The 25,693-nt window shown below is 69.3% G+C and carries 26 protein-coding genes; 13 read left to right on the forward strand and 13 right to left on the reverse strand.

Going from position 1 to position 25,693, the window contains the following annotated elements; genetic code table 11:
• Nucleotides 1-132: 132 nt before the first annotated feature.
• Entirely contained in the window at nt 133-1,071 is a 939-nt protein-coding gene (locus AC07AG_RS26505) for an alpha/beta hydrolase family protein (protein WP_478758252.1), read from the forward strand.
• Between the two features lie 17 nt (nt 1,072-1,088).
• On the opposite strand, the gene AC07AG_RS26510 is transcribed toward AC07AG_RS26505, so the two are convergent.
• On the reverse strand, nt 1,089-1,874 hold the full coding sequence (locus tag AC07AG_RS26510) for an SAM-dependent methyltransferase (protein ID WP_478758254.1): 786 nt from the start codon (nt 1,872-1,874) through the stop codon (nt 1,089-1,091).
• Between the two features lie 453 nt (nt 1,875-2,327).
• Here AC07AG_RS26510 and gdhA point away from each other — a divergent pair, with 453 nt between their 5' ends.
• Nucleotides 2,328-3,686, forward strand: a complete 1,359-nt coding sequence (gdhA, locus tag AC07AG_RS26515) for an NADP-specific glutamate dehydrogenase (RefSeq protein ID WP_478758256.1) — start codon at nt 2,328-2,330, stop codon at nt 3,684-3,686.
• A gap of 245 nt (nt 3,687-3,931) precedes the next feature.
• On the opposite strand, the gene AC07AG_RS26520 is transcribed toward gdhA, so the two are convergent.
• Nucleotides 3,932-4,672 carry an alpha/beta hydrolase gene (locus AC07AG_RS26520; protein WP_478758258.1) on the reverse strand — a complete coding sequence of 247 codons (741 nt, stop codon included), beginning with the start codon at nt 4,670-4,672 and terminating at the stop codon, nt 3,932-3,934.
• Between the two features lie 378 nt (nt 4,673-5,050).
• On the opposite strand from AC07AG_RS26520, the gene AC07AG_RS26525 reads away from it, so the two are divergent.
• Both AC07AG_RS26525 and AC07AG_RS26530 read left to right on the forward strand, forming a co-directional pair.
• Nucleotides 5,051-5,938 (forward strand): 4Fe-4S domain-containing protein, encoded by an 888-nt coding sequence (locus AC07AG_RS26525; protein ID WP_478758260.1) that lies wholly within the window; start codon nt 5,051-5,053, stop codon nt 5,936-5,938.
• Nucleotides 5,939-6,244: 306 nt separating this feature from the next.
• Nucleotides 6,245-6,610 carry a hypothetical protein gene (locus tag AC07AG_RS26530; RefSeq protein WP_478758261.1) on the forward strand — a complete coding sequence of 122 codons (366 nt, stop codon included), beginning with the start codon at nt 6,245-6,247 and terminating at the stop codon, nt 6,608-6,610.
• Between the two features lie 122 nt (nt 6,611-6,732).
• On the opposite strand, the gene AC07AG_RS26535 is transcribed toward AC07AG_RS26530, so the two are convergent.
• Entirely contained in the window at nt 6,733-7,428 is a 696-nt protein-coding gene (locus AC07AG_RS26535; protein ID WP_478758263.1) for a L,D-transpeptidase, read from the reverse strand.
• Nucleotides 7,429-7,791: 363 nt separating this feature from the next.
• On the opposite strand from AC07AG_RS26535, the gene AC07AG_RS26540 reads away from it, so the two are divergent.
• Nucleotides 7,792-8,277, forward strand: a complete 486-nt coding sequence (locus tag AC07AG_RS26540) for a phospholipase (RefSeq protein WP_478758265.1) — start codon at nt 7,792-7,794, stop codon at nt 8,275-8,277.
• Nucleotides 8,278-8,589: 312 nt separating this feature from the next.
• Here AC07AG_RS26540 and AC07AG_RS26545 read toward each other — a convergent pair whose 3' ends face one another.
• Nucleotides 8,590-9,294 carry a haloacid dehalogenase type II gene (locus AC07AG_RS26545; RefSeq protein WP_478758266.1) on the reverse strand — a complete coding sequence of 235 codons (705 nt, stop codon included), beginning with the start codon at nt 9,292-9,294 and terminating at the stop codon, nt 8,590-8,592.
• A gap of 104 nt (nt 9,295-9,398) precedes the next feature.
• On the opposite strand from AC07AG_RS26545, the gene AC07AG_RS26550 reads away from it, so the two are divergent.
• Nucleotides 9,399-9,938, forward strand: a complete 540-nt coding sequence (locus AC07AG_RS26550; RefSeq protein ID WP_478758267.1) for a CGNR zinc finger domain-containing protein — start codon at nt 9,399-9,401, stop codon at nt 9,936-9,938.
• A 42-nt stretch (nt 9,939-9,980) separates the two neighbouring features.
• On the opposite strand, the gene AC07AG_RS26555 is transcribed toward AC07AG_RS26550, so the two are convergent.
• The 3 genes from AC07AG_RS26555 to AC07AG_RS26565 are packed head-to-tail and all read right to left on the reverse strand — an operon-like array spanning nt 9,981 to nt 13,020.
• Complete coding sequence (locus tag AC07AG_RS26555) at nt 9,981-10,820, reverse strand: carbohydrate ABC transporter permease (protein WP_478758269.1); 840 nt, start codon at nt 10,818-10,820, stop codon at nt 9,981-9,983.
• Complete coding sequence (locus AC07AG_RS26560; RefSeq protein ID WP_478758271.1) at nt 10,817-11,770, reverse strand: carbohydrate ABC transporter permease; 954 nt, start codon at nt 11,768-11,770, stop codon at nt 10,817-10,819. Before AC07AG_RS26560 ends, AC07AG_RS26555 begins: the two co-directional genes overlap by 4 nt.
• A complete protein-coding gene (locus AC07AG_RS26565; protein WP_478758273.1) occupies nt 11,767-13,020 on the reverse strand; it encodes an ABC transporter substrate-binding protein in 1,254 nt (417 codons plus the stop codon). The genes AC07AG_RS26560 and AC07AG_RS26565 overlap by 4 nt, the downstream gene beginning before the upstream one ends.
• Before the next feature lie 127 nt (nt 13,021-13,147).
• On the opposite strand from AC07AG_RS26565, the gene AC07AG_RS26570 reads away from it, so the two are divergent.
• On the forward strand, nt 13,148-13,702 hold the full coding sequence (locus AC07AG_RS26570; protein ID WP_478758275.1) for a GNAT family N-acetyltransferase: 555 nt from the start codon (nt 13,148-13,150) through the stop codon (nt 13,700-13,702).
• On the forward strand, nt 13,699-14,289 hold the full coding sequence (locus AC07AG_RS26575) for a TetR/AcrR family transcriptional regulator (RefSeq protein WP_478758277.1): 591 nt from the start codon (nt 13,699-13,701) through the stop codon (nt 14,287-14,289). Before AC07AG_RS26570 ends, AC07AG_RS26575 begins: the two co-directional genes overlap by 4 nt.
• 3 nt (nt 14,290-14,292) lie before the next feature.
• Here the strand turns inward: AC07AG_RS26575 and AC07AG_RS26580 are convergent, their stop codons facing one another.
• Both AC07AG_RS26580 and AC07AG_RS26585 read right to left on the reverse strand, forming a co-directional pair.
• Nucleotides 14,293-15,390, reverse strand: a complete 1,098-nt coding sequence (locus AC07AG_RS26580) for an SMP-30/gluconolactonase/LRE family protein (RefSeq protein WP_478758278.1) — start codon at nt 15,388-15,390, stop codon at nt 14,293-14,295.
• A 117-nt stretch (nt 15,391-15,507) separates the two neighbouring features.
• Nucleotides 15,508-16,584, reverse strand: a complete 1,077-nt coding sequence (locus AC07AG_RS26585; RefSeq protein WP_478758280.1) for an SDR family NAD(P)-dependent oxidoreductase — start codon at nt 16,582-16,584, stop codon at nt 15,508-15,510.
• Between the two features lie 197 nt (nt 16,585-16,781).
• Here AC07AG_RS26585 and AC07AG_RS26590 point away from each other — a divergent pair, with 197 nt between their 5' ends.
• From AC07AG_RS26590 to AC07AG_RS26600, 3 genes are all read left to right on the forward strand, one after another.
• The gene (locus AC07AG_RS26590; protein WP_478758282.1) at nt 16,782-18,596 is read left to right on the forward strand and encodes a flavin-containing monooxygenase; all 1,815 of its coding nucleotides are present in this window, start codon (nt 16,782-16,784) and stop codon (nt 18,594-18,596) included.
• A 189-nt stretch (nt 18,597-18,785) separates the two neighbouring features.
• Nucleotides 18,786-20,330 carry a glycine betaine/L-proline transporter ProP gene (proP, locus tag AC07AG_RS26595; RefSeq protein WP_478758284.1) on the forward strand — a complete coding sequence of 515 codons (1,545 nt, stop codon included), beginning with the start codon at nt 18,786-18,788 and terminating at the stop codon, nt 20,328-20,330.
• 147 nt (nt 20,331-20,477) lie between these two features.
• A complete protein-coding gene (locus AC07AG_RS26600) occupies nt 20,478-20,705 on the forward strand; it encodes a hypothetical protein (RefSeq protein ID WP_478758285.1) in 228 nt (75 codons plus the stop codon).
• A 55-nt stretch (nt 20,706-20,760) separates the two neighbouring features.
• Here the strand turns inward: AC07AG_RS26600 and AC07AG_RS26605 are convergent, their stop codons facing one another.
• Nucleotides 20,761-21,312 (reverse strand): carboxymuconolactone decarboxylase family protein, encoded by a 552-nt coding sequence (locus tag AC07AG_RS26605; protein ID WP_478758286.1) that lies wholly within the window; start codon nt 21,310-21,312, stop codon nt 20,761-20,763.
• A gap of 140 nt (nt 21,313-21,452) precedes the next feature.
• Complete coding sequence (locus AC07AG_RS26610; RefSeq protein ID WP_478758287.1) at nt 21,453-22,955, reverse strand: SGNH/GDSL hydrolase family protein; 1,503 nt, start codon at nt 22,953-22,955, stop codon at nt 21,453-21,455.
• Between the two features lie 271 nt (nt 22,956-23,226).
• On the opposite strand from AC07AG_RS26610, the gene thpR reads away from it, so the two are divergent.
• On the forward strand, nt 23,227-23,805 hold the full coding sequence (thpR, locus tag AC07AG_RS26615; RefSeq protein ID WP_478758288.1) for an RNA 2',3'-cyclic phosphodiesterase: 579 nt from the start codon (nt 23,227-23,229) through the stop codon (nt 23,803-23,805).
• Here thpR and AC07AG_RS26620 read toward each other — a convergent pair.
• Nucleotides 23,802-24,413, reverse strand: a complete 612-nt coding sequence (locus tag AC07AG_RS26620; RefSeq protein ID WP_478758290.1) for a CGNR zinc finger domain-containing protein — start codon at nt 24,411-24,413, stop codon at nt 23,802-23,804. The two genes, thpR and AC07AG_RS26620, sit on opposite strands and share 4 nt — an antisense overlap.
• 150 nt (nt 24,414-24,563) lie before the next feature.
• On the opposite strand from AC07AG_RS26620, the gene AC07AG_RS26625 reads away from it, so the two are divergent.
• Complete coding sequence (locus AC07AG_RS26625; RefSeq protein ID WP_478758292.1) at nt 24,564-25,307, forward strand: metallophosphoesterase; 744 nt, start codon at nt 24,564-24,566, stop codon at nt 25,305-25,307.
• A 164-nt stretch (nt 25,308-25,471) separates the two neighbouring features.
• Here the strand turns inward: AC07AG_RS26625 and AC07AG_RS26630 are convergent, their stop codons facing one another.
• Nucleotides 25,472-25,660, reverse strand: coding sequence for an antitoxin (locus AC07AG_RS26630; RefSeq protein ID WP_478758293.1), 189 nt, complete (start codon nt 25,658-25,660; stop codon nt 25,472-25,474).
• Nucleotides 25,661-25,693: the final 33 nt, after the last annotated feature.

Genomic DNA, 25,693 nt, shown 5'->3' on the forward strand with positions numbered 1-25,693 from the left:
AACGTCAAGTTTTAGCGTAGCCGAAGTACCCACCGACAGGCGCTTCCTCCCGGCTGGACCACATATGCCCTGGCTCTGATGAATGGAGTGCTCCATGCGCCTGCCCCCGCTGCACACGTGGAAGGCACACACATGACCGCTTCCCAGGACACCGGTCTCACTGGCCCCGAGCCCACCTCGACCGTGACGGTCAAGCCTCTCGTGCTGCGCGCACCGCAGCGCGGTGAGGACCTGCACGTAAGCGTCTCCGCCCCGGTCACCGGCACCGACCTGCCGGTCGTGTTGTTCGCCCACGGGTTCGGCTCGGACCTGGACGGCTACGCGCCGTTGGTCGACCACTGGGCTTCCCGCGGCTTCATGGTCGTTCGGGCCACCCATCTGGACTCCGAACGGCTCGGCATGGCCGCAGACGATCCCCGCAGGCCTTGGCTGTGGCGCCACCGGGTGCAGGACATGCAGCGCATCCTGGATGACCTCGGGACCCTGGAGGCGTCCGTGCCGGGCCTGGCCGGCCGGGCCGACCACAGTCGTGTCGTCGCGGCCGGGCACTCCTTCGGCGGCCAGACCGCCGGCATCCTGGTAGGTCTGCGCGTCAAGGACCCGCACACCGGCACCGCCGAGGACCTTTCGGACTCCCGGATCATGGCCAGCATCCAGCTGGCCACCGCCGGCAAGGGCGGAGATGAACTGACTCCTTTCGCCCACGAGAACCTTCCCTGGCTGCGCGATCAGGACTTCTCCCACATCACCGCCCCCGGACTCGTCGTCGCCGGCGACGCGGACGACCTCCCGCTCTCCACCCGCGGACCTGCCTGGACCACCGACCCCTACACCCTCAGCCGCGGCGGCAAGAGCCTTCTCACCGTCCACGGCGGCGAGCACTTTCTCGGCGGCATCTCCGGCTACCAGGCGGCGGAGACCACCGACGCAGATCCCGGCCGCGTCACACTCGTCCAACAGGTCACCCTCGCCTACCTGCGCCACGTCACCGGGACCGACCACAGCCACTGGGAGAGAGCCCGGGACGTTCTCACCAACGGACACCCGCTGGGACGACTCGAATCCAAGTGAGGTCAAGGCACGTAAGGTCAAGGCACCCGTGCCACCACCGCGTACATCCCGCTCGGTGCGGGCTGCGGCGCGGGCTCCTCGCGGAACCACTCGGGGGCCGTCACCAGGCCGGGCTCGACGGGCTCCAGACCCTCGATGAAGCGGGCTGTCTCCTCGCGGGAGCGGAGCGCGAGCGTCATGCCGCTCCTCGCGTACTGCTCGGTCACCTGCTCCGCCACCTCAGGGAAGATGTCGTTGGAGGCGTGGGAGAGCACCAGGTGGCTGCCGGACGGCAGGGCCGAGACCAGCCTGCCGACGATGCCGTACGGGTCCTGCTCGTCCGCGACGAAGTGCATCAGCGCGATCAGTGAAAGACCGATCGGACGGCCGAAGTCCAGGACGGTACGGGCGTGTTCGAGGATCACCTCCGGCTCTCGCACATCAGCCTGGATGTAGTCGGTTGCGCCTTCCGGGCTGCTGACCAGCAGGGCCTCCGCGTGGCGCAGCACGACGGGGTCGTTGTCCGTGTAGACGATCTTCGCGGACGGCGCGATGCGCTGCACGATCTGGTGCAGATTGGGCGCGGTGGGGATACCGGCGCCGATGTCGAGGAACTGGTCGACTCCCAGTCCCGCGAGATGGGCGGCGGCCCGCTTCATGAACGCGCGGTTCTGCAGGGCGCCGATGCGCACCTCGGGCGGCAGCTTCTCGCCCACTGCCTCGTCGACGGGGTAGTTGTCCTTGCCCCCGAGCAGCCAGTCGTAGACCCGTGCGGGGTGCGCCTGGCTGGTGTCGATGCGAGGTCGGGGGGCGGGTGCCGTCATGAGCGGACTCCATCGTCACAGGGAGGCGGGCGGGTGGCTGGCGCTGAGCAGTGTGCCACGCCAACTGGCCCCGAAAACTGGTGCGTTGGCATTCTCGTAGGCATTCTCCGCGTCGACCAGAACATCCGTGAAGCCCCGGGGCCACGGCGCGGCGCGTCGGAACGCAGGGATGCGACGTACGACCCGCGTACGCGGGAGAGCCGGTCCGATCGCTGCCGCCGTCGCCGGACACGCCCGCAACGACGGTCGCCCTCCGACCTGCCGACAGGGCGCGAGTTCAGTCTCGCATCGTGGTCGCGCTCTGGACCTGGGCACTGGGCAGCATGTTTCCATGCGCATAAGACTTGAGCATCCCGCGCACGGCAATGGCGCCGTACGACCCGACCGGCTGTACCGGAGTCCGCCGCACGCCGCGCCGGATCCCCGGTGTCAGCCGTTTCAGAAAGGGCTCCTTTGACCACGCGTTCCGAGACGAAGACCACGCTCGCGCAGTTGCTCACCGCGATCGAGCAGCGCAACCCGGCCCAGCCGGAGTTCCACCAGGCCGCCAAGGAGGTCCTGGAGACTCTGACGCCAGTCATCGCGGCTCGCCCCGAGTACGCCGAACCCGGACTGATCGAGCGGCTGTGCGAGCCGGAGCGGCAGGTCATCTTCCGAGTGCCGTGGCAGGACGACCGGGGTCGCGTCCACGTCAATCGCGGGTTCCGGGTGGAGTTCAACAGCGCTCTTGGCCCGTACAAGGGCGGCCTGCGCTTCCACCCGTCGGTGAACCTCGGCGTCATCAAGTTCCTGGGCTTCGAGCAGATCTTCAAGAACGCGCTGACCGGTCTTGGCATCGGCGGCGGCAAGGGTGGCAGCGACTTCGACCCGCGCGGCCGCAGCGACGCGGAGGTCATGCGTTTTTGCCAGTCGTTCATGACGGAGCTGTTCCGGCACATCGGTGAGCACACGGACGTGCCCGCGGGTGACATCGGCGTCGGCGGGCGCGAGATCGGCTACCTGTTCGGCCAGTACCGGCGCATCACCAACCGCTGGGAGGCCGGTGTCCTCACCGGCAAGGGACCAGGCTGGGGTGGCTCACTGATCCGTCCAGAGGCCACCGGGTACGGCAACGTCCTCTTCGCGGCGGCCATGCTGCGCGAGCGCGGCGAGGACCTCGAGGGCCGCACGGCGGTAGTCTCCGGCTCCGGCAACGTCGCCATCCACACCATCCAGAAGCTGGCCGCCCTCGGCGCCAACGCAGTGACCTGCTCGGATTCGTCCGGTTACGTGGTCGACGAGAAGGGCATCGACCTCGACCTCCTCAGGCAGGTCAAGGAAGTGGAGCGCGGCCGTGTCGACACTTATGCCCAACGACGGGGCGCATCGGCCCACTTCGTGCCGGGCGGAAGGGTCTGGGAGGTCCCGGCCGACATCGCGTTGCCGTCGGCCACACAGAACGAGCTCAACGGCGACGACGCCGCCGCTCTGATCCGTAACGGCGTGAAGGCCGTTTCGGAGGGCGCCAATATGCCGACGACCCCCGAGGCGGTGCATCTGTTCCAGCAGGCGGGTGTCGCGTTCGGGCCCGGCAAGGCGGCCAACGCAGGCGGCGTGGCGGTCAGCGCCCTGGAGATGGCCCAGAACCACGCCCGCACCTCGTGGTCGGCAGCACGGGTCGAGGAGGAACTGACGCACATCATGAACGACATCCACACCACCTGCCACGAGAGGGCCGAACGCTACGGTGCGCCCGGAAACTACGTGACGGGGGCGAACATCGCAGGCTTCGAACGGGTGGCGGACGCGATGCTTGCCCAGGGCGTCATCTGAACCCACCTGCCCTCCCCGCTCCTCCCGGAGCGGGGAGATGTTCCTCAGCCAGTCACGCACGGTCGGCTGCCTCCACCTTCCTGGAGCCAGGCCCAGGCGCCAGGCGCCGCCTGCCCGTGGGCCCCCGCCGAACGTTCAGCAGAGGCCCACGGTGAAAGAGCTGCCGAGGGGCCGGTACCTGTCCTCGGTGAGCGGCATGCCGGTCGACGTCAGCTACCGGCTGCTGCCGACCGGACGGACCGGCCTCACTTCAGGTGTCGGGTGAAGAACTGGGCAGCGGCGTCCCCCGCGAACGGCGGGACGCCGGTGTGCCCGCCGAGATGGGCGTGCAGGGACTTCTCCTTGGATCTGAAGGCATCGAACAGATCCAGGGCCGCCTGCCGGTCGTTGCCTTCGTCGTCCCACTGCAGCAGGACGTGCAGCGGAATGGTGACCTGCCGGGCCTCCTCGAACATGGCGCGAGGCACGAAACTTCCGGCGAACAGGACACCCGCCGAGATACGCGGCTCGACCACCGCAAGACGGATGCCGATGGAGATCACTCCCCCCGAGTACCCGACCGGGCCACCGATCTCGGGCAGCGCAAGGAGGGCGTCCAGGGCGGCCTGCCATTCCGGGACGGCCTGGTCGACCAGCGGGAGGATGAGGGCGTCGACGATCCCGTCGCTGACCGGTTCACCGGCCTCCATCTCCCGCCGCAGATCGGCCCGTGCCTGCTCGGCCGCGGGCAGGCGGGGCCGGTCGCCGCTTCCAGGGAGCTCGATGGTGGCCGCGGCGAAGCCATCCGCCGCAGCGTGCTGGGCTCGGGCCACCAGCCGGGGGTACATCTTGCGCAGCCCCAGGGGAGGATGGCCGAGCAGGATCAGTGGCGCCGGTGCGGATGCGGGGGCGGACGCGGGTGTCCACAGGATGCCGGGGATCTCACCGAGGGTGAACTCGCGTTCGAGGACGCCGTCGTCGAGGCGTTGCTCGGAAGTGAAATGCATGGTCGTGCCTTTCGGGAGTGCACTGGAACGGCGCTCCCGGACGACCTGCCTATCGCCCGACCGTGGCCCCAGAGGGGAGCACCCATGTCGATACTGCGTTCACGGGTACCACCTCCTGGATCTCTCGCACGGCCTCCGGAAACGTAGCAGTGGTCGCCCTCGTCCGCCCAACGGTTTTTTGCGGTGGATGGGCGGCTGAGCCCGGACGGAGGAGCTCAGGGACGCCGGAAAATATGGATAAACGCACTTAAAACCACCCCCAGAACAGGACAGCGGTCCAAGCACAAGATCCGTACCCTCTTCCTCTCCCCGCACGACGCGCGATACCCCTGAGAACGAGCGGCCGGTCAGCGGGCGCAGTACGCGAGGGAGTGGACCATGGGCGATGAACGGTTAGCGGGCGGCTGGCACGTGGACGAGCGCTGCATGAATTGCGACGTTGCCCGGCAGCTCGCCCCCGGCCTCATCGGTGAGGCCGACGGCCGCGCGGTCGTCCTGCACCAGCCGCACGGCCAGAACGAGATACGGCAGTTCCACGCCGCCGCGCACGCCTGTCCCACCCGCTCGGTTCGTCCCCCGACCGGGCGCCTTGATCCGTCGCTGGACCCCTTCCCGCTGGCACTGGACGACTCCGTGTACCTGTGCGGACACAACTCCCCGCACACCGCAGGGGCCAACTCCTACCTGTTACGCCGCGCCGACGGCACCGTGATGATGGTGGACACGCCGCGCTGGAGCACTTCGCTGGCCGCGCGCCACGAGGCACTGGGGCCCGTCACCGACGTCCTGCTCACCCACCGCGACCACGCCGCGCACGGCCGTCGCTACGCCGATCGTTTCGGCGCCCGGTTGTGGATCCACGAGGGCGACCTCGATGCCGCCCCGGACGCCGACCGTGTGCTCCGCGGCACCGACCCGACGGAGATCGCAGGCGGGGTCGTCGCCTTCCCCCTTCCAGGACACACGCGGGGCAGCGTGCTCTACCTCGCCGACCAGCGGTACTGCTTCAGCGGCGACAGCTTCTACTGGTCACGCACGACAGGGGACATCGAGGTGGCCGACAGTGTCACCTGGTACTCCATCGAGGAGCTGGCCGCCTCCCTGGCCCGCACCGCCCACCGGCTGCGCTTCGAGTGGCTGCTACCGGGCCACGGCGACCGCCGACGTCTCCCCGGCGACGACATGGCACTACGGCTGCGGCACCTGACAACGCGTACTCAAGAACTCCGGCCCCGCCCGGTCGACTTCACCGCGATGCGCTGGTAACAGCACCGACCCGCGCGAGGCGCAGACGAGGCTCTGGCAAAGATCCGATTCAACCCGTCCCGGTCGACCGGTGTCAGCGGCTGTCCGCGCTCGTGACCTGCATCTGAGCCCGGGTCCGCTGGGTTCCTTGCCGCCTTTCGGCAAGGAACCTTCAGACGCACCGAGTTTCACAGGGCGTTGACTGGCAACACGGACTGCATGGCTGAAGAGAGAAGAACCTCCGATGACAGCGCCGGAAACACTCGGCACAGCACGAAGGCAACAGCCGCCAAGGGGCGGTCGGCCGCAAGTACAGGAGCGCACAAGGTGAACACCACTGCACAGAAGGCCAAGCAGGAATCGACTCAGGCTGCCGAAAAGGCGAAGGATTCCGCCGGCGAGGCGGCCGACGCCGCCGCTTCTGGTGCCCACACGTTCGGTCTCGCGACACAGCGCGCGAAGCAGGCGGCAGCCGCCGGTATCGAGAGCGGCGGCAAGACAGTGGTATCGGCCTCCGGCAAGGTCGCTTCCACGGCAGTCGCCGGCTGGACCCTGGTGAAGAACCGCAAGGCCATTGCCGCAGGAGCTGCCGCCGGCCTGGTCGGCGTGGTCGGAGCTTCTTTCACCGCCGGACGCCGGTCAGCGAAGATCCAGGCCGGACCGCTGACTCGGCTGACACATGGACGTATCTGACTTCTGCCGCATAGACCCACCACTTCAGACGTCAGGGTGGCGAGAGGGGACCAGCCCTCTCGCCACCCTGACGTCTGAAGCCTTATAGAGGTTCTCGCCGTCGGATCCGCGAGAACGGCGGATCAGGTGCCCGGCTTGCGGCCGTAGACGAAGACGTCGTCGCCCTTGCGCAGCATGTTCCAGTACTGCACGGCGTCCTTCTTCGTCATGTTGACGCAGCCGTGGGAGCCCGGCGGGGACCAGACGCTGATGCCGACCGAGTGGAACGCCTGGCCGCCGTCGAAGAACTGGCTGTACGGCATCGGCACGTGGTAGATGCTCGACACGTGGTCGATGTTGCGCCAGTAGACCTTCTTCAGGCCCGTGCGGGTCTCGTGGCCGTTGCGGCCGGTGCGCACCGGGATCGGGCCGTACTTGAGGTTTCGGCCGTCCTGGATCCAGCTGAGCTGGAGCGTCAGGTCGACACAGGCGATGCGCCCCTTGTTGGTCGGGCACTTACCCGCCTTGTTGGGGTTGTTGCCCACCGCTTTCTGCTTGTTCATGAGGTTCATGACGCCCCAAGTGACGCTGCCCGCGTACCCGGCGTTCGGGCTGATCTTGTGCTTGGTCTGGAAAGCCTTGATGACCTTGCAGTCGGCTGCCGACTGTTTGCCGTCCACCGGGCGGCCGAGGAACTTCTCGACCTGCTTCTGGTAGGGCCCGGTCTGTGTCGAGCACGACGCGGCCTGAGCACTGCCCGTGCCGAGCGCCACCGTGAGCGGGGCCACCAACATGGTGATCCCCAGGGCCATGGCTCCTGATCTGCGTATATCCCCCATTGCTGCCTGCTCCTCGTTCGTCATTCGTCCGTGGGTCGGATCCCACCTGCTAGACGACGTGGCCCCGAGGTTCGTTGTAGGGCGATTCGACACAGGTGTGTAACAGGGGGTGATTTGTCGCCGGGCGGCCGCCCGGCCCCGGGGCCCGGCGTTGACACGCGGCCGGGGCGCGGCGCGCTCCCTCAGCGCCACAGGATGACCATGCCCTCCACCCACCGGCAGAACCGAGCACCCGGCGGCGGCACCGCCTCAACCCCCGCCCGGTCAGCGGGAGTTCACGCGAACGTCTCGTTTATTGAAGCCCCAACTGTGGGCATGAAAGCGCTTGTTGAGACGTAAGTGTCATCCCCCACAGGAGGCCCCATGCGCCGTCGACTGACCGCTCTCGCCCTGAGCAGTGCTTCCCTCACTCTCGGATTAGGAGTAGCCGCCGCCCCCGCGCACGCCGTGCCCGCCGACAAGGCGCAGGTACTCAGCCAGTGGACCCAGACCAGCGCGGGCAGTTACAACGCCTGGGTGTCGGCCAACGGGAACCAAGGGGCCTGGAGCGCCTACCAGTTCAACTGGTCCACGGACTACTGCTCCAGCTCGCCCGACAACCCCCTCGGCTTCCCCTTCAAGACGGCCTGCGCCCGGCACGACTTCGGGTACCGCAACTACAAGGAAGCGGGCACCTTCAACGCCAACAAAGCCCGCATCGACAGCGCCTTCTACGAGGACCTGAAGAGAGTGTGCGCGAGATACAGCGGCGCGACCAAGACCACGTGCGACGGGACCGCCTGGACCTACTACCAGGCAGTCGACAAGCTCGGCTTCTCCGGTGTGGTGGGCGACGGGACCGCCGCCTGACGAGTCGCCCATCCAGGATGAAGGGCGGTGGCCGCCTGCGGGTCACCGCCCTCGAACCTCGCCGTGGCCTCCCCACGGCCACGGCGAGGCCACTCACCCGGTCAGCGTGGGTGTGGCGCGAGGAACCGGCTCCGTACGCTATGGTTGATCTTGAGCCCGCAGCCGGTGAAACCCCGGCAGCGGGCCCGGCGTTGGTCGTCCAAGGAAAGACGCCCCGCTTCCTGCGGGGAAATGCAGGTGCAAGGCCTGCCCAGCGCTCACAGAAGAAAGCCCCGGACGATTCTTCAGCGTCCGGGGCTTTCTGTTGTGCCGCTACGTCGCGGTCAGAGCAGCAACCAGCTCATCCAGGCTCTGCGCCCGCCAGTCGAAGGAGTCGGTCGTCCTGGGTGGATCCCCGGCCGGCCGCCGAACGTAGGCGGTTCGCATGCCAAGTGCCTGGGCTCCACGCAGATCCCAGGCATGCGCGGCAACCATCAACACGCGCTCGGGCGGGCAGCCCGCCGCCTCGACCGCGAGCTCGTAGACCTCTGGAGCGGGCTTGTAGGCGCGGGCGTCCTCGGCGGACAACACCTGATGCCAGCGCAGCCCCGCATGCGCGTTCAGACGGAGCAGAGCGCCGGGAGTGGCATTCGAGAGTCCCAGTACGGGAAAGTGCCGCGAAAGGCGTGCGAGCCCGGCGACGGAGTCCTCCCAGGGGCCGAGCCGCTGCGATGCGGCGGCCAGCCGCCCGATGGCCACCGGGTCGGTGAGCCCGGCACACTGAGCCACCCGCTGAGCCGCCTCGCGGTCGATGACCTCGCTGTTGGCATAGGCCCGGTCCCCCTCTCCGATGCGCCGCTGCGCACGCTCGACATGCTCGTGCCACACCGTGAGCAAGTGCTCGGCCGATGTCTCTCCTGACGCGTCGCCAGACGCGGCGACCGCCTCGGCGATGGCCGCACCAAGCCCACCGGACTCGTCCACCATCGTTCCCAGGACGTCGAAGACGACGACCTCGATATCGCGCGCCTCGGGCATCCGCTCTCCCAGTCCCGTCCACTACTGCCCCTGCTGTCACTGCGTCACCGGTTCAACAGGTGACAAGTGTTGCCCGATCGCGCGTCACCGGTCAAGATGGTGACGTGCACTTCGCCTTCGTCAGCGGCAACCCCGCCCTGGACCTCGTCGCCACCGTGGAATCCCGCCGCGACCAGCCCCGCGACCTCCTTGCCACCCCCGCCGACCTCGAACAGTGGGTCATGGCCTGCGACGAACTCCCCGACCACGTGCCCGCCGACCCCGCGGCCCTCCCCCGCGCACTGCAGCTCCGCGAGGCGATCCACCAGCTCGCCCTCGACCTCATGCAGAGCCGCCCCTACACGCCGGACAGCCTGGACACCCTCAACGACGCCGCCGCCGGGCCTCTCCCCGCCCTGCGCCTCAGCGACGCAGGCACCCACCTGACGGGAGATCTCCGCTCCGCGCTCACCCACATCGCCCGCCGCGCGATCACCCTGCTCGCCGACCCCCACACCTGCCTGAAGGAATGCGGCCGCCCCACCTGCACCCGCCTCTACCTCGACCGCTCCCGGGGCACGCGCCGCACCTGGTGCGGCATGCAGGCCTGCGGCAACCGCGTCAAGGCCGCCGCCTACCGCGCCCGCAAACACACCACCCCGTAGACCCCGCGGGACGACGGCGCGCCCGGCGTACACGCGGCGCCATCAGTCGTCGATGCCCGACCGCTCCACCCCCGCCACGATCCACCGCTGGAAGAACAGGAACACCACGAGCAGCGGCACGATCGACACGGCGGCCGCGATGAAGAGCTCGTGCAGTCTGATCACCTGTGACGTGGTGAACGACGACAGGGCCACCTGTACCGTCCACGCGTTTCTGTCCTGGCCGATGACCAGTGGCCACAGGAACGAGTTCCACGCCCCGATGAAGACGATCGTGCCCACCGCCGCGAAGACCGGCCGGGAATTGGGCACCACCACCCGCCAGTACGTGCGCCAGTATCCGAGCCCGTCCACGCGCGCCGCGTCCTCCAACTCCTTTGGAAATCCGAGGAAGTACTGCCGGAAGACGAAGCACGCGAAGGCGGAGAACAGGGTCGGGACGATCAGGCCGCGCAGCGTCGACACCCAGCCGAGCGACGAGACCAGGACGAAGGACGGCACGAAGGTGACCGAGGCGGGGACCATCAGCGTGCCGAGGATCGCGTAGAACACCTTGTTCGCGTGGCGGTAGGGGATGCGGGCCAGGCCGTAGCCCGCGAGTGAGGCGAGCAGCAGCGTGCCGAGCGTCGTCGCGACCGCGATCAGGGAGGAGTTGAGCAGGGAGCGCGCGAACGGCACGGAGGTGTCGTCGAAGAGTTCCTTGACGTTCCCCCAGCGCAGCGAGGAGGGGAAGAAGGTCCACTCGGGCGAGGTGATGTCGCTCTCGGCCGAGAGCCCGTTGCGTACAAGGAGGTAGAAGGGGATCAGGAACAGCAGCGCGAGCGCGATCAGCAGCGAGAGCCGCAGCGCGCGGCCCGCCCTGACCCTTGAGTCGTCTCTCACTCCGCCTCCTTCCTGCCGAGGCCGAACCACTTCGCCTGTCCCACCGTCACCACCGCGATGATCAGGGCGAGCAGGACGGCGCCCGCGCTGCCGAGGCCGAGGTTCTGTCCCTGGCCGAGCGCCGTGTAGTAGAGGTAGACGAGCGGGGGCCTGGCGTAGGGCGGATAGCCGCGGGAGTCCGAGAGCAGGTTGTAGAACTCGTCGAACGCCTGGAACGCGTTGATGACCAGGAGCAGCACCACCGCCACGGATGTGGCCCTCAGCTGCGGGAAGGTGATGTGCCGGAAGACCTGCCAGCCGGGCCGTGCCCCGTCCACGGCCGCAGCCTCGTAGAGGGTGGGGCTGATGCGCTGGAGTCCGGCGAGGAAGAGCACCATGTAGAAGCCCGCCTGGAGCCAGAGCCGCACGGTGACGATGACCGCCCAGTACCAGGGCGGGTCGGTCGTCGAAAGCCAGGCGATCTGGTCGCCGCCGAACCAGCCGAGGACGGTGTTGGCGAGCCCGAACCGCACCCCGTTGAAGATGGACATCTTCCAGATCAGCGCGGCCACCACGTAGGAGCAGGCCGCGGGCAGGAAGAAGACCGAGCGGAAGAACGCCTGGGCGCGGCGCTGGCGGTGGACCATGAGGGCGAGCGCGAGGGAGAGCGCATAGGTCGCGGGCACGATGAAGAGCGAGAAGACGAGGAAGGTCCACAGGCTGTCGGTGAACGCCTCGTTCTGCAGCATCGCCGTGTAATTGCCGAAGCCGACGAAGTCGCTCGGGGTGACGGTGTTGTGGGCGTCGAAGAAGCTGAGGTAGACGCTCCAGCCGAGCGGGATGTACGTGAAGATGCCCAGGCCGAGCAGGAAGGGACCGACGAACACCCAGAACCAGAGGGTGCGGTTCTGGTGCCCCCACACCTTCCTTCGCCCGGTTGCCTGTTGGTCGCCACGGGCTGCTGTCGTCACGACGTCTTCTTCACCCGGCCGAGCTCGGCGGACACCTTGCGCACGACCTTCTTGAGCTCGTCGTCGGGGCTCGCGCCGTCCTTGATGATGCGGCTCAGGGCGTCCTGGTAGGCGCTTCTGCTGGCCGGGGTCCACAGGAGGGGTTCGGCGTGGCCGTACTCCGTGGTGTAGCGGACGGCGTCGGCAGCCGCGCCCTTCCTGAGCTTGTCGGCCTTCTTCGCCAGGGAGATGCGGGCAGGGATGTGGAACCCGTACGCGAGGGCGAAGTCCTCCTGGTGTTCGGTGCTGTCGATCCACAGCCACTTGAGGAAGTCCTTGCCGGCCTGCTGGTGCCTGCTGCGGGTGCTGACCGCGGCGGCATACGCCCCGACCGGCACCGAGGGCTTGCCCGCGCTGCCGTCCTTCGGGAACGGCAGGACACCGAAGTCGTCGCCGAGTTCCTTCTGCACGGTGGGCAGCGCCCACAGGCCCGACCACTGCATGGCGGTCAGCCCCTGGACGAACGCCGACGGGTCCGACCAGTCGGCGGGCGCCCCCAGGAGCAGTGACTTGTCGGCGTACAACTGGTGGATCTTGCCGAGGGCGCGGGCGGCCGCCGGGTCGTCGAAGCCGACCTTTCCTTCGGCGGTGACGAGTTCGAGGCCGGCCGCGTGCAGGGGCGTGCCGCCCAGGACGCCGGCGCCGCCGTCGTTGCCCAGGAACAGGCCCTTCGTCTTCTTCGTGGTGAGCTTCTTCGCGGCGTCCACGAGCTCGTCCAGTGTCTGGGGCGGCTGGACACCGGCGTCGGCGAGCAGGCTCTTGCGGTAGTAGAGCATCTGCATGTCGATGACCTGCGGGATGCCCCAGATCCTGCCGTCGTACGTCTTCGGGGCGAGGACGGCCGGATTGAAGTCGTCCTTGACGCCGTCGAACAGCTCGGTGAGGTCGGCGACCTGCTTGCCCTGGATCTGGTCGAGGGTGGGTCCGTTGGCCTCGAAGACGTCGGGGCCGGATTCGGTGAGGAGCGCGGCCGCGGTCTGTTCGTCGTAGTTGCCCGGCCGCCACTGGACGGTGACATTCGCCTTCTTGTAATCGGCGGCGTACTTCTTCACGGCCTGCTCGGTGCCCTGCTCGCCGTACTGGTGGTACCACTGCGAAAGCTTCGGCCCGCCCCCCGAACCACCGTCGTCCCGCCCCGTGTTGGAACCACATGCGCTCAGCAGCCCCAACGCCGCGCTCGCCCCGAGCAGTCCTCTGCGGCTGATGGTCATTGATCGTCCCCCTGTTCGGCGTACGGCTGATTCCGACGGCCCAACGATCAACCATGCAGGCGGATTACGACAGGGGGACTACGGCCGTGTGTCGGCTGATCCGGACACCCGGCTCTACCCTCTCCGGATGGCAGCCACCAGATACCTCAGGCAGGGCCCGCGCGTGGCCATACGCCGCATCCGCCGTCAGGACTACGAGGAGCTCTCCGCGCTGCGCCGGGAGAGCGCCGAGATGCTCCACCGCTGGCTGGGCGTCGGCGAGCTGACGGCCGAGGCATTCGAACTGTCCCTTGAGCGGTTCGAGCAGCCCACGCACGAGGGCTTCGTGATCTGCCGTCACGACACCGGCGCGATCGTGGGAGGCGTCAACATCAACAACATCGTCGGGGGCAGCCTCCAGAGCGGAGCCCTCGGGTATACCTCCTACGCCTCCACCACCGGCCGCGGCTACATGACGGAAGGCCTTGGGATCGTCGTCGAGTTCGCCTTCGAACGGCTGGAACTGCACCGGTTGGAAGCGAACATCCAGCCGGACAACACCGCCTCGCTCAGCCTCGTCGAACGCCTGGGGTTCCAGCGCGAGGGATTCTCCACCGCCTTCCAGTTCATCAACGGCGAGTGGAGGGACCACGAGCGCTGGGCGATCACCGCGCAGAGTGGGCGTACTACCCTTCCAGCGTGACAAAACCCCCCGAGCGCCAGGGCCCGCGGCCGGCCAATCAAGGGCCGCGGGTCGCGGCCCGCAACCGTGCCGCGCTCATCGCGGCCGCCCGTGAGGTGTTCGCCGAGCAGGGGCTGGACGCGCCCCTCTCGGCCGTCGCCCGGCGTGCAGGGGTGGGGCAGGGCAGCCTCTACCGGCACTTCGCCGACCGGATCGCGCTGGCCTCCGCCGTCCTGGACGAGAACGTCCAGCAGATCGAGCTGGCTGCCGCCGAACCCGAAGCCGACCTCGCGAGCGTCCTTGGCGTGGTCACCTGGCATCTGACCCGCTCGACGGCGTTCGTCGACCTGTTGCGCATACGGGGTGCGCGGGGCGACGGCGAGCAGGCCCGGGCGCTGGCCGGGCGCGTCCACGGCGTCCTGTCCCGGTGCCTGCCCGCCGGCCATCGGCTGACCGCCGACGACGTCATGCTCGCCGTCGCGATGGTCTCCGGGGCTGTCACCGGCCCCACCCCGGAGGAACGGGAACGTCGCGCTCTGGCCGCCTGGGGCCTGCTCGGCGTCGAGGTGGGACCGCTGCGGCCCGTCGAGACCGCCGTCGACGAGTGACCGTCAGCCGCCGTTGGACTGGCGGATGCCCCCGGCGAGCGCGGTGAACCGGAAGACGTACCCGCCGTCGGGACCGCTGACGGTCATGTACGCCTTCTTGCCGCCCTGCGTGATGGCGACGTTGGTGGCCGACTCCAGGCCCTTGGCGGCCTTGGCCGGGATCTCGACGGTGGCCAGCCGTTCTCCGTTCGGGCTGTAGACGGCCATGGCAGGCCGGCCGTGCAGTGCCTGGTAGAGGTTGCCGTCGGCGTCCACCGCGATGGAGTCGGTCTGGGCCACCCCGGCATCGACGTGGATGGCCTCGTGCTGGGAGGTCACGGCGGTTTTGTCGGCGTCGAGCAGGAGGTAGGAGACGGTGTTCTCGGCGAGTTCGCTGATCCACAAGCCGTGCAGCTTCGGGTCGAACATGACGCCGTTGGGGTGGGCGAGGCCGTCGGCCAGGACGGTGGCCCTCTCGCCGTCGCGGTCGATGCGCACGATGCGGCCCGTGGCCTCGCCGGGCTTCATGCCGTGCAGGTCGCTGACGTAGAGGTTGCCCTCGTCGTCGAAGGCGATGTCGTCGAGGTTCGTGGCGGAGCCGTCGACCTCGCCGGAGAAGAACGTACGCGGGTCCGAGCCGTCCGGCTCGATGCTGACGATCGACCCGGTGTAGTCGGTGAGGTAGAGGCGGCCGTCGTGCGGGCTGATCTGCGCGGAGGTGTAGGCGCCTGTCTTGTCGGTGTAGACGCCCTCGCTCTTTCCGGTGGCCAGGTCGACGGAGAGGACCTTGGGCTCACCGGCGGGTGCGGTGACGTCCACGACGTACAGGTCGCCGTCCTCGTCCAGGACCGGGCCCTCCAGCAGAGTTCTGCCGGTGGCCTCGTGAGGGTCGGTCACGTGCGCGATCTGGGTGGCGCGGATCGTGCGGCCTTCGCCGGACGGCTCGGGGCGCGAGGCCGATGCGGCGGTGGTGGCGGTCTGGGTGCCGCATCCGGTCAGGGCCAGCAGGCCGCCTGCGGCCAGGACCGCCAGGGCTGCGCGGAGGTGGGGACGGGGGCGGGGATGGATGTGGGGGTGGATGTGGGGGTGGATGTGGGGGTGGGGTGTGCGGTGGGCTGTCATGTGGTGGAGGTGCTCCTTCCGCGCGTCCGGGCGGGCCGGACGTGGTGGTGTGCAGGAGGCGTGCGGCCGGCTGCGGCGCCGATGCGTGGGGGGGGCGAGGCCCCGGCCGGACAGGTGTCAGGCGGCCGACCAGCCGCCGTCGGAGGGCAGGATCGCGCCGTTGATGTTCACCGCGTCCCTGCTGAGCAGGAAGGTGATCGAGGCGGCCAGTTCCTCGGCCATGGCCAGGCTCGGGATCGCCACGCGCATCTTGGCCGTACGGGCCGAGCCGTAGGGAGCGGCGGCCGGCATCGGGATGCCGGTGGCGACCGCGCCGGGGGCAACGGCGTTGATCTGCACGCCTGTTCCCGCGTACTGGTAGGCCGACGACAGTGTCAGGCCGACCAGGGCGTGCTTGGAGGTCGTGTAGGCGGCGCCTGCCGCCGAGCCGCGCAGGGCGGCCTCGGAGACGACGTTGACGATCCGGCCGCCGCCCGCGGCGAGCATGCCGGGCACGACGGCGCGCATCAGACGCATCGGGCCGTCGACGTTGATGCGCATGACGCGCTCCCAGATCGTGTCGTCGACTTCGTGCACGGCGGCGTGGTCGTCCATCACGCCCGCGACATTGGCCAGGGCGTCCACGCGCCCGCCCGCGGCGGCCAGGACCGCGTCGGCGGAGGCGGGAGCGGTGATGTCCGCGGTGACGGGCACGAGTTCCTCGCCCAGGTCGGCGGCCAGGGCCGCGAGGCCGGCGGCGGAGATGTCGACGGCGATGACGCGTCCGCCCTCGCGCACGATGCGGGACGCGACAGCCCTGCCGATGCCGGAGGCGGCGCCGGTGACGACGACGCTGCGGCCATCGAAGCGGCCGGGCGTGACCTGCTCGGTCCACGGCTCGGGGGTGCCGATCTCGACGCCCGGATCAGGCACCACGGCAGGGACAGCGGCACCGGTCGGTGACGGGCCCGGTGCCGCGGTCGGCACGCCGTCGAGGATCTGCCCGGTCTCGGCCGCGGTGACCAGCACGTCGACGAGCTCCGGCGGGAACTTCCCGCCGGACATCTTCACGAGCTGCTCGAGCGGCAGGCCGAGGGCAGGGGCAAGGGCCTCCTCGCTCTGCCCCTGGGAGGCAAGCAGGCCACGCAGCACCTGTCCGGCGGTGGGTTCCGCCAGCCAGTCGCGCAGTGGGGAGGCGGGGGTGACGTTCGGCATCGCAGGGCCTTTCATGTCGTGGCGCTCGGGCGGGACGCGGGGTGACCGACCCCAACCGGACAACACTGTCCGGTTCCTGGGTTACGGTACCTGTGGCCGCGCGGGACGCTCCAACGAGGGCACTGACCAAGCCTGTTCGGAACCCGACGCGCCTCCCCCACGTGCCCGAACCACTCCCCCACGAGAGGCCTCGCACCATGCCCCTGCCGCAGCACTCCGCCCAGCCCACCCCTCAGGAGATCGTCGCCCTGCGCGAGCGCTACCGCATCGAGCGGGAACGCCGTGTGCGCCCCGAAGGCGCGGGCCAGTACCGGTCCACCGAGGCGGAGTTCGGCTACTTCGCCGCCGACCCGTACTCCGGCGGGACGGCGGAGCGCGAGCCGCTGCACGACGTGGTGGACGTCGCGATCGTCGGTGGCGGGTTCGGCGGGATCCTGGCGGGCGCGCGTCTGCGCGGCCAGGGAGTCACGAAGGTGCGTGTCATCGAGAAGGGCGGTGACTTCGGCGGCACGTGGTACTGGAACCGCTACCCCGGCATCCACTGCGACATCGAGTCGCACGTCTATCTGCCGCTGCTCGACGAGACCGGATACGTGCCCGAGTGGAAGTACGCCCCGGGCGAGGAGATCCGCAGGCACGCGGTGCGCATCGCCGAGCAGTTCGGCCTGTACGAGCACGCCCTGTTCTCCACTGCCGCCACCTCCCTGACCTGGGACCGGACGGCCGAGCAGTGGCTGGTCAGCACTGACAGGGGCGACGAGTTCCGGGCCACCTACGTCATCACCGCCACCGGCACGCTCTCCGAGCCCAAACTGCCCGGCATCCCCGGCATCGAGGACTACCGGGGCCACACCTTCCACACCTCGCGCTGGGACTACGACTACACCGGCGGCAGCCCCGAGGGCGGCATGAAGGGCCTGGCGGGCAAGCGGGTCGGCGTCGTCGGCACCGGCGCCACCGGTGTGCAGGTCATCCCGATGCTGGCCGAGGACGCCGGCCATCTGTACGTCTTCCAGCGAACGCCCTCGGCCGTGGACGTGCGGGGCCAGCAGCGCATGACGGCGCAGCAGGTCGGGGCGGACCGGCCGGGCTGGGCCGCCGAGCGCCGCGAGAACTTCCTGCGGATCTGCTCCGGCGAGTACGCCGAGCAGGATCTGGTCGCGGATCGCTGGACCGAGTCGGCCGGCCTCCTTGAGAAGCTCCTGCCCAGCTTCCGCCGCCACGGCGAGCCGGACTTCGAGACCGCCTACGAGGCCGCCGACCACGCGACGATGAACACGATCCGCGCCCGCGTGGCCGCCGAAGTCACCGACCGGGCCACCGCCGCCGCCCTCAGACCCTGGTACCGGTACGCGTGCAAGCGCCCCACGTTCTCCGACAAGTACCTGCCCGCGTTCAATCGCGACAACGTCACCCTGGTGGACACGGCCGACACCCATGGCATCGAGCGCATGACCGAGCGCGGCGTCGTCGTGGGCGGGGTGGAGTACGAGGTCGACTGCCTGGTGTTCGCCACCGGATTCTCCGTGGGCCTCTCGGGCATCACCTCCGGGAAGCTGCCCGTGACCGGCCGCGACGGCATCCAGCTCCTGGACACGCTGAGGCAACGGGGTCCGCGCACCCTGCACGGCTTCACCAGCAACGGATTCCCGAATCTGATCCGGATGGGCTCACTGCAGAACGCCAGCAGCGTGAACTACACGCACATCCTGGACGAGCAGGCCGTGCACGCCGCCGCCCTGGTCGCCGCCGCGGAGGAGAAGGGCGCCGTCGTGGAGCCCACCCCCGAGGCCGAGGACGCCTGGGTCGATGTCTGCGGGCAGGGTGCCCCCGACCACGCGTGGTTCCACGCCGAATGCACCCCCGGCTACTACAACGGCGAGGGCCGCGGCCGCCCGAACGGTCCGACGGCCTATCCGCACGGAGCCGTCGCCTTCCACGAACTTCTGCGCCGCTGGCGCGAGGAGAACATGGGCGAGGCCCTCCAGGCCAAGGCCGCCACCTCGGCCTGATTCCCGCCGAACCGGCAGGCGGACAATTTGCCGGTCTCTCTTGATCAGCCTAATTTTGCGGCGACACAGCTTTTTCTCAGGCAAGAGGAGAAAAGCTCCATGGTGAAAGGCCTTCCGCACAGAAGGCCCCCTGGACCCCGGGGGCCTGAGACGGAATCGACACGCACATCGCGGTCGGCGACCGACCGTATGGCGCGTACGCTGCTGCGTCGCCGCAAGAAGGCGCTCAGCGCCGAGGACGTCATGGTCTCGGATCGCCCGAAAGTACGGCGCGCGGTGACGGCTGCCGCACTCGGCAACACCATGGAGTGGTTCGACTTCGGCGTCTACGCCTATTTGGCGGGCACGATCGGCAAAGTCTTCTTTCCGTCGAGTTCGCCCGGGGCGCAGGTCGTCGCCACCTTCGCCACCTTCGCCGCCGCCTTTCTCGTACGCCCTTTGGGCGGTCTCGTATTCGGGCCGTTGGGTGACCGGATCGGCCGGCAGAAGGTGCTCGCAGCCACAATGATCATGATGGCCGCGAGCACGTTCGCCGTCGGCCTGCTGCCCTCATACGCCTCGATCGGCTTCGCGGCCCCGCTGCTGCTGCTCGTGTGCCGACTGGTCCAGGGCTTCTCCACGGGCGGCGAGTACGCCGGTGCCACCACCTACATCGCCGAGTACGCCCCCGACCAGCGCCGCGGCTTCCTGGGCAGCTGGCTCGACTTCGGGACCTTCGTGGGCTACTCCCTGGGCTCTGGCCTGGTGACGGTCCTTACGCTCACCCTCGGATCGGACGGCCTGGAGAGCTGGGGCTGGCGCATCCCCTTCTTCATCGCGGGACCGCTCGGGCTCATCGGCCTGTACATGCGGCTGAAGCTGGAGGAGACACCCGCCTTCCAGCAGGAAGCCGCCTCCGTCGCCGCGGAGCGAGAGGCAGGTCCCGAGAGCGGTGAGGACGACCCCGTCGAGCAGGCCCGCCAGTCCGGCAAGGGGCGCCTCAAGGAGATCTTCACCCGCCACTGGCAGGCGGTGCTGATCTGCATGGGTCTTGTGCTGCTCTACAACGTCACGAACTACATGGTGACGTCGTATCTGCCCACCTTCATGACCGTGACGTTGGGCGAGAGCGACACGACCGCCCAGTTGCTGGTGCTCGGCACCATGCTCCTTGTCGCTCTCGCCATCACCACCGTGGGGCGCAGCTCCGACCGGTGGGGCAGACGCCCGATGTTCATGGGCGGCAGCATCGCGCTGATCGCACTCGCCATCCCCGCGTTCCTGCTGATCCGGGAGGGCGGCATCCTGCTGCCCGCGTTCGGCTGCGCCATCCTCGGTCTGCTGCTTGTCTGCTTCGCCGGCACGGCCGCGGCGACGCTGCCGGCCCTGTTCCCCACCCGTCTGCGCTACGGCGCCCTGTCGATCGCCTACAACATCTCCGTCTCCCTCTTCGGCGGCACCACCCCGCTGCTCGCCTCCTTCCTGGTCGACAGGACCGGCAACACCCTGGTGCCGGCCTTCTACTTGATGGTGGCCGGAGTCATCGGCCTGGTCTCGACGTTCTTCCTGCACGAGACAGCGGGCCGACCACTGCGTGGCTCAGGCCCCATGGTCGAGACGCACGACGAGGCCCGCGAGATGGTGGCGCGCAGCCGCACGGAGGCGGGGCGCCACGCACGCGACGTATGGCTGCGGTTGTGGCATCCCCGTGGGGGCCGGAACGACTCCACGCGAGGCCGTAAGCGCGGGCAATGACGTGGCGCGGGCGACGGGTTGACCAGCGTGCTCACGGCCTCCCTCTGCCGCGTGGGCCACAAAAGGTGATTGGCTCACCGAGGCGGGGGCATTCGGCGAAGTATGACAATCCGTGATGAGCATGGCGGCTCGCCCGACATCGGCGAGATGGAACGAGGTACCCCGCACCGTCTCGCGGCGCGCAACGGGATGTGGACGGTGGCCTGGACCGCCCTGTGCGTCCTCCTCGCCGTCTGGACTCTGGCCTGGGCGATCGGCGTGGCCAGGGGCAGCACCAACGCATGGGTCTACTGTTTCGCCGGTCTGATTCTGCTCGCCTGCGCGCTGTGGGCCCGACGCTCGGCCATTCGCAACAATCCGCCACGCCACCTGTGACGCCGGCACCACCAGGGGCGGTGACAGGTTCCTCCCCCGGCCTCCGCAAGGCCGTCTAGACGGGCCCCCGGCCTCCGGCCGGGGGCCCGTCTCGGTCGGACGACGGGGTCCGGCCCTCGACACCCACCTCGAAGGTGTTGAGGAAATCGCAGATGAGCTGGTAGAAGCCCACGGTGACGACAAGGTCGGCGAGCTGGTTCACCGTCAGGAACGCCAGCAGCGCCTCCCGTGCGGCCTCATCGAGGGTGTGCCGTGCCAGCAGCTGGTCCGTGGCGGCCAGCACCGCGGCTTCGGGGCCGGAGAGCTTTTCTGGCGCACCGGTCTCGGCGGCGGCCAGCGCCTCTTCGCCCAGCCCGACCAGACGCGCGGCCTTCTCGTGGTGGTGGACCTCGTAGGCCGCTCCGTAGGCACGACCGACCCGCACGATCGCGAGTTCGCGCAAGGTGTCCGGCAGCGAGTTCCGCTGCAGAATCGCGTCGCCGAGCCTGAGCACGCCCGGTGCGAGGTTCGGTGAGTGCATGATCATCCGGAAGACGTTGAGCGAGCCGTGGGACGTCACAACCTCCTGTAGTTCCACGGGCAGTGCGGAGAGGTCCGGATACTCCATGGCGGCTCCGTTCGAGAAAGGGCGACGGGCTAGGCCGAGCTCTGCGCGCGTGAGCCTAGGCGAACAGCACGTGCGCCGCCCTATCACCCGGAGCAGGATTCCCGGGGCGCTCTTGCTCACCGGGAGTACTGGTGCCGCCGTCAGAGAAGGGAGAACACCCGCCGGAACAGGTCCAATGCCTCATCGGCCCAGCCAAGGGCCTTCAGGGACGAACCCAGATTTCCCGGCGGCCGGTTGACCAGTGTGTCGTGGCGGATGAGCCGGTCGAAGTCGACGAGCACCGGGTCCTGGCGGAGGGTGCCGCCGTCCGGGCGGAAGAACCGGACTCCCGCCAACCGCATCACATTGATCACCTCCTGCGCGAGAATCCCGTACCCGACGGTCGTGGGGTGCACGCCGTCGAGCGAGAACAGGCCGCCGTCGGTGCGCCGTTCGCCGTCGCCGGCGAGGAAGTGGGAGTTCGGTGGCGGCGACAGAGCCTGCAGCGCCGATGGCAGCGGATACGGCTGCCACCAGTCCGGACGCGCCTGCGGGTCCTCGGCGTAGCGGCGCGATGCCAGGCGGTCCATCAGGCCGCAGGTCTCCAGCAGATACCAGTCCTTCCCGTTCTTCCGGGCAGCGCGGACCGTCGCGGTGATCGCGTCGTTGTACTCGTCGATCGCCTCGTCCACCTGCCGCGCCTCGTCCGCAGTGATCTTCGGATCCCGGCCGGCGTCGAAGTCCCTGTCCTTGATCCACGGACGGGTGTAGTAGGGGTAGTACCGCGAGCCGGGCTGCACCTTGCTCGCCACCCCGCGCGCGATCGGCGCGATCGTCACGTGCGGAACCGTGCACCAGATGACGTGACGCGCCTTGATGGCGGCTACTTCCGCGGCCACTTTGCGCAGTTCGGACGTGAAGTGCTTGGGCTGCCAGACCGTGAAGCGCCGCTTGTCGTCCAAGCTGTCGAAGCCGGAGTCCTCACTCCACACCACCCTCAGTTCGGTCACCGCGCGCAGCGCGTTGTTCGCGCCCAGGAACACGATCAGCGTCTCGATACCGTGCTTCGCCCCGGTTCCCTCGATGTCCTTGCCCAGCTCGGCCGCCGCGCTCAACTGCGTCAGGGCCCCCGCCGCCTGAGGCCGGGTGGGCAGCACCCGCAGCGCCGCCCGCTCACCGGCGTTCTGCACCACCTGATTCACCACGTTGTCCTTGGGCACATCGATCCGCTTGCGGCACTCGTCCGCCGACTTCGACAGCGCATCGCGCAGGTCCCAGCCGAACACGGCGAGGTTGTGCATGATCGCCGTGGTCGAGGGCACGGTTCGGCCCGGCCCGCGCTCCCAGTAGTCCTCCACGCGGTCCATCACACTGCGGGCCCGGAACAAGGCCAGCGGCGCCTCCCACCAGTCCACGGACCGCCCGTAGCGGGACTCCAGGTCACGCAGGAAGAGCTCGAGGTTGAAGGGCAGCCCGCCGAAGCCCCCGTACAGGGGATGGCGGAAGTCCGGCAGGCATCCCAGCTCGTGGGCGACGATCGCCGGGTACGACAGCGGGGTGTTGAAGATGGCCGCGCTCTGGAATCCCTGCGTCAGCGAATCCCCCACCGCGACCAGCCGGTGCCGCGGATCCCCCGCCCACTTCGTACTGATGTCGACCCCCACCCTGGGATCGATTTCGGGTACCCGCGGTCCTTCACGACGTACGGAACCGGCCATGATTCCCCCCTGGCACACCGCGGGGCACCGGCTGCGCCCTCGCACGGGGCCTGTTCCTGCGTAGCAGAGCCTGCCCGCGGGCGGCACGTCCCGGACGAGAGATACGCAGAACTCGGTGCGGCCGGGCTCCTGGGGCATCAAGCGTCTCTCGGTGGCCCGCGACCAGGGGCAGGGGGCAGCAGCCGGTAGGCGGCCCTCATGCGGTACGAAGTCTTCTGTGAACGAACAGATTCAGCCCGCGACCGTTCGGGTGTTCATCGCCCTCGCCCCGCCCGACGACGCGAAACAGGAACTGGCCCGGGTACTCGAACCCGCCTACCGCGCGCATCCACGGATGCGGTGGAACCGCATCGAGGACTGGCACATCACTCTGGCGTTCCTCGGTGAGGTTCCCGCCTCGGCGGTTGCCCTCCTGCGTACGCCGCTCGCGCGCATCGCGGCCGCCCGCAGCCCTCTCACCCTGGCGCTGCGCGGTGGCGGGCACTTCGACGAGCGTGTGCTGTGGAGCGGGATCGACGGCGACCTCGATGAGTTGCATCAGCTCGCCACCGAGGTGCGTGCCGTTGTCGACGACTGCGGCCTCACTCATGCCGATCGGCCGTTCCGCCCGCATCTGACCCTGGCCCGCGCCCGGCGCGACACCCCGTCCTGCGCGGTGGAAGCCGCCGCCGGGCTCGCCGGGTTCAGCGGCCGCAAGTGGGAGGCCGCCCGTCTGCACCTGGTCGCCAGCAACATCGGCCGCGGGCCCGGACCCATCCACTACCGCGATGTCGGCGCCTGGGACTTCGGTGCCTAGCGAGCTTGATCGCCCGGTGTCACGTGGTGGCGCCTGTAGTGGCGGGCCGCGCGGGCGCGGTTGCCGCAGGAGGCCTTGCACCACTCCTGCCGGCCGTGACTCTTGACGAAATAGCGCACGCACCGAGGCGCCGTACAGGCGCGCAGCTGCTCGCGCTGCGGGCCGCTCAGAAAGTCGACCGCGGCGCGGGCCAGGGTCGCCAAGACGGCGGTGTGCGGGTCAGGCTGCTCCGTCAGGAGCCGTGCGGTGGGGGCCCCGTCTCGGGGCCACTCCAGCTGCGGGGCCACCAGTTCCCGTGCGGCGACCTTGTTGAGATGGTCCAGCGCCGCGTCAGCGGGCATCAGGTGACGGGCGTCCGCCGGGCTGGGCGGCGCCGGGCTCACCGCCCGCGCGAACAACGCCCGCACCGCTCCCCTCAGTTCGACGATCCCCTGCCTGAGGCGGTCGTCCGCCATGAGGTGCCCCGCCCGGACATGGACGGGCAGCAGGTCCTCCTGCCCGCGGATCCAGCGGGTGACGTCCTCGACCGTGGCCAGGTCGTCGGCGACGCCGCCGTCCCCGTCATGGCGGACCGTGCTCGCCAACTCCAGTGCCAGCCAACGCTCCACCCGTCTGTCTCCTTCTCCCCATGCCCGCACCGAGATCCGCTCTCAACCACTTGATCACATCCCCCGCACACCCTAATCTCCCTAACGGTAAATACGTTAACTTCCGTTAGACATTGCGGCGGGCATCCGCCGACTGGAGGCGACAGAGCGATGACAGCGTTGCTTGCCCACATCAGCGACCTGCACCTGGACGGCAGCGAAAGGGCGACCCGGCGCGCCACACACGTCATGGACCACCTGCGCGCCCTGCCCCGCCCGGTCGACGCCCTCCTGGTCACCGGGGACATCGCCGACCACGGCGACGAGGCCGAGTACGAGGAGGCGGCCCGGATCCTGGCCGCACCCTTCCCCGTCCTCACCTGCCCCGGCAACCACGACGCGCGCGCCGCCTACCGCAAGGCCCTGCTCGGCGAGACACCCGACGACGGCCCCATCAACCAGGTGCACCACATCGCCGGCACCGCCGTCCTGATGTGCGACTCCACCATTCCCGGCCGCGACGAGGGGCGCCTCGACGCGGAGACACTCGCCTGGATCGACTCCACCCTTGCCGCGCTGCCCGACGGCACCCCCGCGCTGATCGCCTTCCACCAGCCGCCCGTCGCACTCCACCACCCGCTGCCCGACGCCCACAGCCTCCAGCAGCCCGAGCAGCTCGCCGCGCTCCTCGATGCGCACCCGCGCATCGCCGCCGTCCTCACCGGCCACGCCCACACCGCGGCCGCCACGACCTTCGCCGGACGCCCGCTGATCGTCGGCCCCGCCATCACCTGGACGCTTCGCCTGCCCTGGGAGAGCGACCAGCCCGCCGACCGCGCGCAGCCGCCCGGCCTCGCCTTCCACGTCCTCGACGACGACCACCGCCTGACCACCCATTACCGCGTCCTCCCGTGAAGCCGGGAGGGGACAGCCGAGTGCCCCGCCCCCTGCATCACGGGGGCGGGGCGGCAGCGCTGCAGCCACAGCGCGGATGGAAGAACCCAGGCTAGCGGCGGGCACTGACAATCGCCGGGCGCCCTAGGGCTGCCGGGGCCGGACCTACGACTGCGAGGCCGGACCTACGGCTGCGGGGGCTGGCCCTGGTCCCTGCCGAGCTGGTCCTTGAGCTTGTCCTGGGCGGTGTCGACCTGGCCGGAGTACTTGTTCTGGGTCTTCCCGTCGACGAAGTCACCCGCCTTGTCGATTCCCTGCCCGGCCTTGTCCTCGTGGCCCTTGAGCATCTGCTTGAGCTTGTCCATGACTGACATGCGCAGTCGCCTCTCTGTGTCGCCCCCACCACC

Source organism: Streptomyces sp. NPDC044044 (assembly GCF_056434405.1).